This window comes from Nocardia carnea, assembly GCF_029869215.1.
In the GTDB taxonomy this organism is placed as follows: domain Bacteria; phylum Actinomycetota; class Actinomycetes; order Mycobacteriales; family Mycobacteriaceae; genus Nocardia; species Nocardia carnea_B.
The window spans coordinates 1-9820 of sequence record NZ_JARWPM010000016.1 but is presented as its reverse complement, the minus strand read 5'-3'; the positions used below and the strand labels follow the sequence as shown (position 1 = coordinate 9820).

5 protein-coding genes are annotated in these 9820 nt (G+C 70.4%); all 5 read right to left on the bottom strand.

Annotated elements, in window-relative coordinates:
• A partial coding sequence (locus QH276_RS00300) for a hypothetical protein (protein WP_280406536.1) occupies nt 1-491 on the bottom strand: 491 nt, incomplete at its 3' end.
• 129 nt (nt 492-620) lie between these two features.
• The gene (gene sigM, locus QH276_RS00295; RefSeq protein ID WP_432278624.1) at nt 621-1154 is read right to left on the bottom strand and encodes an RNA polymerase sigma factor SigM; all 534 of its coding nucleotides are present in this window, start codon (nt 1152-1154) and stop codon (nt 621-623) included.
• Nucleotides 1155-1465: 311 nt separating this feature from the next.
• Nucleotides 1466-5248, bottom strand: coding sequence for a lipid II flippase MurJ (locus tag QH276_RS00290; RefSeq protein ID WP_280398930.1), 3783 nt, complete (start codon nt 5246-5248; stop codon nt 1466-1468).
• A 1315-nt stretch (nt 5249-6563) separates the two neighbouring features.
• Complete coding sequence (locus QH276_RS00285; RefSeq protein WP_280396613.1) at nt 6564-9170, bottom strand: DUF6049 family protein; 2607 nt, start codon at nt 9168-9170, stop codon at nt 6564-6566.
• Complete coding sequence (locus QH276_RS00280) at nt 9167-9703, bottom strand: NUDIX hydrolase (RefSeq protein WP_280396612.1); 537 nt, start codon at nt 9701-9703, stop codon at nt 9167-9169. The genes QH276_RS00285 and QH276_RS00280 overlap by 4 nt, the downstream gene beginning before the upstream one ends.
• Nucleotides 9704-9820: the final 117 nt, after the last annotated feature.

The window sequence follows — 9820 nt, the reverse complement described above, 5'->3', positions numbered from 1 at the left end:
ATCACCGCGGCGGCGGCGAGCGTGGCGGCGATACGCCGGCGCCGGCGATCGGCCAGGGAGATCGGCCGCACCTCGCCGGACCCTGCCGCCGGCGTGGCTCGGGTGTCGTCGGCGGCGGACAGACCGGCGAACCCCGGCACCTCGCTCGCTGCTGCCGGGGCGCGCTCGCCGCTGTCACCGAGCGGGACCGTCGTCTCCACGGACTCGGCGGGATCGGGGGCCACACCGGGGACGGCCGCACCACCGAGGGATTCGGCCAGCGCTTCCAGCCGGGCCGCGATATCCCCGGGCATCGGGCGGACGACCTGCTCGGACTCGGCGAGGCCGGCGAGTGATTCGCGGAGTGAATCCAGCGAATCGAGATAGGCCCGGGCCTCGGGATCCTGCCGTACGGCGGGCCACAGCCGGGCACTGAGTTCGGGGTCGATATTCCCGGCGTGCAGATCGGCGAGCAACTCCGCGGGGAAGGGAGGCTGCGGAACGGGGCTCATGACCTTCGCACCTCCAATGCTGCTGCGTCCATCTGACTCGGGCTTCGATTCGTGGGGTCGGTGGTGGTACTCCCCTGTGTACATACCGTGGGGGAGGAAAAATGTGTCACTGGATATGACGCTCCGCGGTTACATCCGGTTCCCCTCTGTATAGAAAGAATCCAGTTCGGTCTTCAGCCGTTGCCGGGCCCGTGCGCATCTGCTCTTGACCGTGCCCACCGGGACCCCGAGCAGTTCGGCCGCGTCCGCGACGCTGTAGCCCTCGACATCCACGGCCACTACCGCCGCCCGCTGATCCGGGGGGAGCTGGAACAGGGCACGTTCGAGGACGATGGAAACGTCGATCCGGCCGTAATGGTCCGCGTGATCGGATATTTCGGGCCATACGTCCGGCGGGAGCACCACGGCGCGCTGGGCTCGATTGCGCCGGATACGGTCCAGGCAGGCATTGACCACGATCCGGTGCAGCCAGGTGCGCACCCCGGATTCGGCCCGGAACGACCCGGCATTGCGGTGGGCCGACAACAGGGCTTCCTGCAGCGAATCAGCGGCGTCCTCGGGGGTGTAGCAGACCCGCGCCGCGGTCTGCCACAGATGATCGTTGTGCCGGCGGATCAGCTCGGCGAAGGCATGGGGTGTTCCGGCCGCGTGAGCGCGCAGCAATTCTGTATCCGATACGGAATCGAACCCGGTTCCTCGCGTCCCGAACTCGGGGGACGGTACCGCCCCCTCGCGAACCCCCGCATTCAATTCGGACGACAATAGCCAACCCCTTGGACAACCGCCCACGACAGCTCCGGCCGGCCGGTAGCCGGCCGATGGCGATTACTGCGTGCATTCAGCGAGCGGGACCGAACCCCTGATCCCACCGGCTCCCTCCTGGAAGCGCGGATCGTGATCATATCCCGGCAACCATTCGGCAGCAACCGGATTCGCGCCCCGGACGGGCTCCGTGGGCGCGGCGAACGTGCCGGTCACGGAGCTGATTCGAAGCCGAGTTCGGCGATCTCGCTCTGGAACTGCGCGCCCGAATTACCCAGGCCGGTGATCCAGACCAGAACGTAGCGCGACGCCTGATCGGTGCGCACCGGTACCTCCGTGACCCCGTCGCCGAGAACCGCCGTGCCGACCAGCTGGGTCTGATCCAGGGTCGGTGATTCGGTGGCGGAGGTGCGGATCTCGACCGAGGTCCCCGGGGTGGCCGAGGTGATCGTCACCTTGGTCAGGTTCGCCGGGCCGGGCAGCGTGGCCAGCAGTCCCACCCCCTTCTTGAGGGCCGGGAACTGCTGGAAGTACTGGTCGGTGCGCCACGCGGTGGCCGGATCGCCGTCCATCGCCGTTGCCGCCCCGCCGGGATCGTCCGGTGTGCCCTCCGGGGACAGCACCGTGATCCCGGAGATCGGCACCGGTACCCCGCCGGCGGCGTCGGGGGTCGGCGAGGGAGCGGCCGAATTCGGTGATTCCTCGGGCGCCCGGCTGGTGGTCAGGCCGATCACCCGCTGCTCGTTGAGCGGTTCACTGGAATCGCCGGGCGCGAAGACGCTCACCAGCCACCAGATCACGATGCCGACGACGAGGGCGGTGAGAATGCCCAGCGCCACCATGATCCACATCATCCGTTGCGACCGATCACGTTCGGCGGCCAGTAGTTCCGGATCGGCCAGGGATTCGTCGGCAGGTGCCGGGCCGCGCTGGCCCAGTCGGAGGACGGGGATGAAATCGGTCTTCTGGTCGACCACCGACGCCTGCTCCAGAACGTGCTGGATCGTAGCGGCGGTGCGGACGCCCTTGTTCGGTTCCAGCGAGCGCACGGCCACCGCGGAGATCTCGAAGGGCACCTCCGGCCGGATCTGGCGCGGTTCGACGGGGGTGCCGTCGGCCCCGAAATCGGCCAGGCGGAGCCCGCCGACCGTGGCGGCGGTACCACTGACCCCACCGGTGCGTAGCGGCCACCGGGCGGTGATGAGTGCGTACAGCATGGCGCCCAGGCCGCGGACGTCGCTTTGCGGGTCGGCATCGCCGAGCGTGCCAGGGAAGGCCAGGACCGCGTCGCCGGAGGCGCTGATGCGGATCCGGTCCGGATGGTCGATGGAGAGCGCGCCGCCGCTGCGGTGCGCCATTTCGGTGGCCGAGGCGAGCACCCGGATCGCGCGGGCGGCGCCGATCGGCGACGGGACCGTTTCGGCCATTTCGCGCAGCGAACGCCCGGGTGTCCATTCGGCCACCACGATGCCGCCGGAACTACCGCGCACCACATCCAGTACGCGGGCCAGGCCCGGCGAATTGATCCGGCCGAGCCGCAGTGTCCGGGACAGAATGGCCTGGGGGCCGTCCTGACCGGAGTTGCCGCCCGACTTCTGATCGGCGTCGACGAAGGTCAGCGCGACTTCCCGGTCGAGTTTGATATCGAGGGCCTGCCAGAACTTCAGCCCGCGCGCCCCGCCGTGATCGGCGAGCAACCGGTAGCGCCCACCGGCGACGGAGGCGCCGGGAATGAGTTTGGGCCCGCGTTGTACGCGGCCGGCCTGCGTCATCGGCGGTACAGCGATCATGCCGGTGTCGTAGGCCGGGTCGGTGGCCGATACCCCGGCGCCGGTGCGCTGAACATGCTCCTCGGACAGCTGAGCGTCCGGCCGATCGGCGAATTCCGGGCCCGCGTCGTCGTACTCCGGTCCGCCCTCCGGCTCCGGTGGGTGGGCGGATTCGGCGGGACCGATATCCGCCCGCTGGGTGCGCGCCTCGCCCGGCTCCGACTGCTCCGGGGGAACATCGGTGGACAGGCGACCGCTCGCCGGATTCGAGGAAGAATCGGCGGCTGGGTCCTTGCCCACCGCGTCGTCGCTCACCCTCGGACCTCCTTCGCCCTGGTATGCCGCAAACTCGGCGGATCTGCCACTTGTGCTGGTCTGCCGAACAGGGTACGGGAACTGGCCGCCCACGGTGCGATCAACCGAGTCCGGCCGAATCACCGGTAGCACCATTGTGCTCTGCGCGTCCATGGCCGAATCGAACCCGGAGTACGCGAGGTACGGGTCGGGACGCCGCAGGATCCGGGTGGTGTGCTCCTCTTCGACGGGTTCACCGAGGTCCAGCGGCGGTGCCGGCGGGGTGATGCCGAGGCGCCGCGAGATCGCGACCGTAATGGCCACGACCTCCGGAATCCCGGCCAGGCGCATCAAACCGAACGCGACCGCGAACATCACGATCGCGGTGATACCGACCCGGATGAACGAACCCGGGCCGCCCAGCGAATCGGTGAGCCGGCCCAGGCCCATCACCCGATCGGCGATGAGCATGACGGCGCCGCCGGCCAGCGAGGCCAGCAGTACCCGGCTGACCGTACGTCCCACATTGGCCATCCGCAGATCGCCCAGGCTGCGGTGCAGCAGGTAGCCGCCGATCACGGCACCGGTGGTGAAGCCGAGGCCGGTCGCGACGCCCAGCACGATCACGACCTGTTCGCTGCTGTCGGCGATGAGCGGTGCCAGCGCCGAGAACAGGATCTTGACCGCGGTGATCCCGAGGATGATCCAGGTCGGTGTCCACGCCTGTTCGCGCGCGTAGAACACCCGCAGGTGGATCAGCACCAGGGAATACGGAATCAGGGTGAACGCGGAGAAGCTGACCGCCGTCCCGAGGCGGGAGGCGTCGTCGGCGAACCGCGCGTACCCGAACAGCGCGTCGCCGACCTGCGGGCCCGCCAGGGTCAGGAAGGTGACGATCGGAATCAGCGCGATCATGGTGAGCCGCGTGGCCGCGGACAGATCGTCGACCACCGCGGGGGTGTCGTCGTTCGCCGCATTCCGGCTCAGCCGGGGCATGATCGCGGTGAGCAGCGTGACCCCGATGACGCCGTACGGCAGCTGCAGCAGCAGCCAGGCGTTCTGGTAGATCGCCGGGCCGGCCTCGTCGGCGTGCGAGGAGATGTTGTTGGCGAAAATGCCGCCGATCTGGCTGATCAGCACGTAGAGGATGATGGCCGCCGCCATCGTGCCGAACTGTTTGAGGCGGTTGTCCAGACCCCACAGCGGGCGCAGATCGATGTGCTGCCGGCGGATCGCCGGCAGCAGGCTGGCGGCCTGCACGATCACGCCCAGCGTGACACCGCAGCCGAGGACCAGCAGTTTGGGATCGCTCATCCGCACCGGATCCAGGGTGATCTCGCCGGGTGTCAGCGCGTAGAGGCCGAGGACCACCAGCACCACGACATTGTTCAGCACCGGCGCCCACGCACCCGGTTTGAACGCGCCCCGGGTGTTGAGGATGGCGGTGAACAACGCGGACAGCCCGTAGAACAGGACGGCGGGGACCAGGAGGAAGGTCAGCGCCGTGGTGAGCGCGGTATTGACCTTGCCGTCCGCGGAGACGAACACATGGGTCGCCAGGATCGGCGCCGCCGCGGTGGCCAGGATCGCGGCCGTACCGAGGATGACCGATGCCGCGGTGACCAGCCGCCGGATGAAGGACGCGCCGTTGTCGGGATCCTCTTGTTCGGCGCGGACCAGCGTGGGCACCACGATGGCGGTGAGCACGGCGCCGAGCACCAGTTCGGCGATCATGTTCGGAATCAGGCTCGCCGAGGTGAACGCACTGGCGATGGCGGGCCCGAGCACCGCCAGCAGCAGCAGCTGTTTGCCGAAACCGGTGATCCGGCTGATCAGGGTCGCGATCGCGATCGATCCGGAATCCTTGAGCAGTTTGGCCTGGCTGTTATCGGGTTTGTCCGCGACCTGCGGCTGTTCGGCCACGGCTGTCATGGGTCCGGTACGGGGCCGGTGATCGGCGCCCACCCGGGCCGGCGCGGCACGCTGCGGTTCGCGATCCGGCGGTACCCGGCGCAGCGGCTGCGACGGCGGCGCCTGCCGGTTCGGTGGGACCTGTGAACGCGCGGGGTGGCCGGGCGGTGATTGCTGCCCCGGACCGCGCTGCGGAAGCGGAGGGTTCGGTGGCCGGCCCGGTCCGCTCGGTGGCGAGTTCCGCCGGCCGTCCGGTTCGGGTGGCATGGGCGGCCGGTGGGGGTCACGGCCGGGTTGAACCGGGCGCATCCGCTGGGCCGGGAACGGCTCGGAGGGGGGTCCGCCGGGACGCTGAGGTGCCGGCGCGTCGGGTCGCGGGGTGGCTTCGGGACGTGCGGCCGGACCGGGGCGCCCTGCACCGTCGGGTGACGCCCCCGTGTTCGGGCGCGCGGGGGCAGGGTTCGCCGCGGGACCGCGCGAGGGCTGCGGTGTACCGGGCCGCGGCTGGGGACGACCGGTCGGTGTTACGGGGGGCCGGAACGCGGCGGGCCGGTTTGCCGGAGGAACAGCGGATTGCGCCGCCGGGCCCGGGGTGGGGCGGGCCGGTGGTACTGCAGGCCGCGCTCCGGAGGGCGGATTCGCCGGACGGGCACCCGCGGAGTTCGGCGGTGGTACGGCGGGCCGGGCTCCCGACGGTGGATTCGCGGGCCGGCCGGGCCGGGGACCTGATGCGGGGGGCGCGGGCCTGCCCATGCCGGGGTTCCGGTTGTCCGGTCCGGGAGGATTGCCCCGGTTCGGCGTATACCTGTCCTCACCCGGATGGGGGCCCGGGGGCGGAGCGGGTCGCCGGCCGGGCGGAACGGGACGGTTCGCAGGCTCGGCCGGTCGCTCGCCGCGGCGCAGCTGTGGCGGCGGCTCCTGGAACGGTTCGCGGTCGCGTTCCGTCTCGCGCGGGGGGCCGCTCATCTCCGGCTCCGATCCGGGAGTCGGGTACACCCGCTCCCACGGAGCGCGGGGGGCCCGCCGGTCTCGGGGACCGTCGGGCTGTTTACCGGGCTGTTGCCGATGAGCGGAGGATTCATCGTCGCTCATCATGCCTCCTGTATCGCCCGGACCCCCGCTTGCCGGTTGTCACCTGTGTCGTGCCGAACACTTCGCCCGGCGGCGCGCACCGAACTACCGCGGTGCGCGGTACGCCGTATCCGACCGCGCACCGGCACCGGGACAGGCCCCGGGAGCCGGTGCGTACACTCTTCCATCTTCCATGGGACGCGTGCGCCGGTCATCTCCCCCGCTCAACCGGTAGATGTCCGAACTGGGACACCCCGGCCTGTCGTCACACTCGCTCCCGGCGGCGGGCCGCCCGCAACGCCTCGTCGCTCACCTGGAGATCGGCCTGCTCGGCCGCCCGGCGCCGGGCCCGGCCCAACCGGATCACCCGCCGCCGGACACCGGGATCCACGCCCTTGTCGGCCGGATCGTGTTCGCCGTGGAATCGCCGCCACAACCGGCGCCCGGCGAGCAGGAACAGCAACGCGGCCGCACAGGCCGTGATGATCGCCAGAATCTGCCCGTAGGCGTTCGAACGCACCGAAATCGAGGTCGCGTGCCCGAGCGGGACCCCTTCCGGTGTGCTCAGCGAGATCGGTACGACCAGGTTGCGGCTGTCGCTCACCTCGGTCGGGATCTGGAACGAACGGGTGCCGCGCGGGGGCAGCAGTTGTTCACCGATATCGGTGATCTTGGTTTCCGGCGGCGCGTCGATCCGGAACCGGATCCGCATCGAAATAGGCAGATCATTGCGCGCCACCAGCAGCAGCGGGCTCGATTCGGAAGCCAGTGTGTACACGCCTCCTGGCGGGAGCACCGTCACCGATCGGTAGATCTCGTCCACCGCGGCGGTCGCCTTCTCGATCCGGCGCTGAGCGAACACCTCGGCTTGGGCGGTGGGGCCGCCCCGCCGGTCCGAGAGCGACAGCGCGCGCACCAGATCGTCACGGAGCGGGTTCAGGTAACTGCGCGGGGTCGGCTGGGTCTCCGGGACCTCCACCATCGCCGCCAGCAGCTGGGTTATCCGATGCGACTGATCGCGCGCGGGTATCGCGAAATGACCGGGTACGGCCTCCACCGCGGCCTCCGGAAGCGGCGCCGGCTGATAGGGCGCGGGATCCGGCGGCCGGCTCACCAGTTCGTCGAACGGCCGCGGGTCCACCAGCTTGTGCTCGGCCAGCAGCTCCAGCTGACGCAAGACAGCGACGGCCTCGTCGCGGTTGGCCCCCCACTGCTGCGGCGGCATGATCAGCTGCGACCGCGGGCGCGCCGGATCGGTCTGTAGCGCCCGCCAGGACACCGCGCCGAGCGCATCCTGCAGCCGGGCGCTGCGCGAATCGTTGGTCACCGGGTAGCGGGCCGGTTCGGGTACGTACGCCGGGGTCGGCGGATTGGAGCCGATACCGGCCAGCGCGGCGGCCGGCCAGATATCGAAGGTCGCCACCCGCAGCGCCGGATCACCGGTCGAGGCGCCGCCGCTGCCGGCCTGATTCGGTGGTGCCGGCGCCTGAGTGTTGGGCAGTTCCGGACCCGCCTGCCCCTCGGCCGGGGCCGGTGCGGTGACCACGTCCTGTTCCGAACCGTCGGCGGGCGCGGGAGCGGGCGGCGGCGCACCCGCGATACTCGGTAACCGCACCAGATCGGGCACGGTGGCGTATGGATCGCTCACCCCGCCCTCCGGGGCGACCGCGTTACCGGCGAGCACCGCGGTATCGAAACCCTGGGATTTCAGCAGTTGCGCCGCGGCCGGGTCGAGACTGCTCGAATCGGGCAGGGCCACACCGCGCACCGAGCGCGTGTTCAGGATCGAATCGACGATCGACGCGGGGTCCTGTAAAGCCCGTGCGGTCAGCGCGGGGTCGTTCGCCGCGGTCAGGGCCGCGATATCGACCTGGGCGAACGGTAAGGCCACCGTGCACATCGACGACGCCAGCGTGCGCAATCTGTCCAGCCATTGCTGCGCGGATTCGGTGCCGGTACCCGGCCGGGTCGCGCCGTCGGGATCCGACGGGCTGGCCAGCACCCGGTAATCCTTCGTCATCGCCTGCACGGTGAGCAGCAGATCCGGGTCGACGGCCAGGCAGATCGCCGAGGCCGGTCCACCGGCGGCGCGTTCGTCGCCGAAGACCGACTCCAGCGCCCCGACCAGCTCGTCCAGCCGGCCGCCGCGGCTCACCGAGGCCGCCAGCTCGTCATCGGTGAGTTCGACCGTCCGGTCCAGTTCGCCGGTCTGCCCGGCCACCATCCGCGGCCGGTCGGCCAGCGGCCACAGCAGTGTGGTCGCGACCGGTGGATTCGCCGGCACGGGCAGCGGCGGGGCGCTACCGTCAGCGGCCGCCGGCAGGCCGAGCACCGGGAGCAGGAACCGGGCGTCGTCCAACCGCGCCTGGCCGCCGTAATCGGGGGTCCCGTTCACATTCAACAGCAGCGGATACACACCCGGTTCGGTGATGTTCAGCGACTCCCCCGTACCGTCCCGCAGCGGCACCGACAGGGTGAACTGCTGCCGCTGACCCGGCTCCAGCCGCACCGCGATGTCCTGGAACGGCGTCGGATAGTCGTAGTTGACCTGATCCAGCTTCAAAGTAGTGCGCAGTTCACTGGGATCGGCGACGGCCCGCGCCCGCTGCACCCGGACGGCGACGGCCTCCACCCCGCGATCACCGATATTGGTGACCGTCCCGGTCACCGTCAGCACCGGCTCGCTCGTAGGGGTCACGGTGTCCGGGCTCACCGTATCCAGCGACAACTTCAGGAACTGCGGGGCCGCGGCATCCTCCGCCGACCCGGTCGGCTGAGCGTGTGCGGTGATCGCCGGCAGCGCCGAGGGCGCCGTCACCGCACCGAGGATGGCCAGGATCAGGACAATGATCCGGCTCGGTCCACGCGTCATCGCTTACCGGTCTCCATCCGGTCGATCAGGCGGTTCGCCACCTCGGCCAGCCTGCGCTCGTCGGCGTAGGCCAGCCTGGAGTTCAATTCGCTCAACGGCACCCAGTCGACCTGGGTGACCTCCACATCCGCGTCGGAGAGTTCACCACCGACCGAACGCAGCAGAAAATGATGCACTGTTTTGTGTACCCGCCGACCCTCGGTGACGAACCAGTAATCGATACTGCCCAATTCGGCGACCACCACGCCCTGAATACCGGTTTCCTCGGCGACCTCGCGAATAGCGGTCTGCTCGGAGGTTTCGCCTTCTTCGATATGCCCTTTGGGTAGGGACCATAGCAACCGGCCGCGGCGGTCGGTCCGGCCGATCAACGCGGCGCACCGCTGCTCCGGCGGCCCGTCCAGGCCATCGACGACCAGCCCCCCGGCCGAGGTCTCCCGCACGGTACGCATACGCGGTTTCGCCGCACCACCGGCCGAACCACGGCGCCGGGGCTGGCGGCGTCGACTGTTCGCACGATCGGCCGGAGACACTACGCAATACTAGAGCAGTGTTTATTTGCGCCGCCTCCGGCGGCGCCGGGGGGGGGGGCCCGGGGCGGGGGGGGGGGGGGGGGGGGGGGGGGGGGGGGGGGGGGGGGGGGGGGGGGG